Origin of the sequence: Pantoea sp. sgz302252 (assembly GCF_042610525.1) — a bacterium.
Lineage (GTDB): Bacteria > Pseudomonadota > Gammaproteobacteria > Enterobacterales > Enterobacteriaceae > Erwinia.
This window is the reverse complement of record NZ_JBHDVM010000006.1, coordinates 34875-35267: the sequence shown is the minus strand read 5'-3', so window position 1 is coordinate 35267 and position 393 is coordinate 34875. Positions and strand designations below refer to the sequence as shown.

General features: G+C 58.5%; 1 pseudogene. It reads right to left on the bottom strand.

Annotated features, from left to right (window positions below):
* Positions 1–393: pseudogene (lacZ, locus tag ACETPC_RS12425) on the bottom strand (beta-galactosidase); the annotation flags it as partial.

Genomic DNA, 393 nt, shown 5'->3' with positions numbered 1-393 from the left:
TTCAGTAAGCCATCGGCGATTTCGACCTGGCGAAAGCCGACATCGTAAGCCTCTGCCTCTACCAGACGATCCTCAGGATCGTACAGCGCGACGGTAACGCGATAAAGATCGGGCTTTTCCGCGCTCCACAGCGCCGGACGATCGACATGCAGATTTAGCGTCGTGCGGTCTTTGTAGTTGCCGCGTTCGTCGATAGCCAGGCTGCAAAGCGGCTGGCGCTGCCGGGCGATGCAGTTACCGCCCTGAAACAGCGAGACCTCTGCCTGATAATTTGTCGCTTCGTTCAGCGAGCAGACTACGAGCGCCTGCAGGCGAGCGCTGGAGAACTCCGGACTGAGATGGGTTTCAATCTGCACGTCCCGCAGATGAACAGGCGGCTTATGCAGCAGGCTT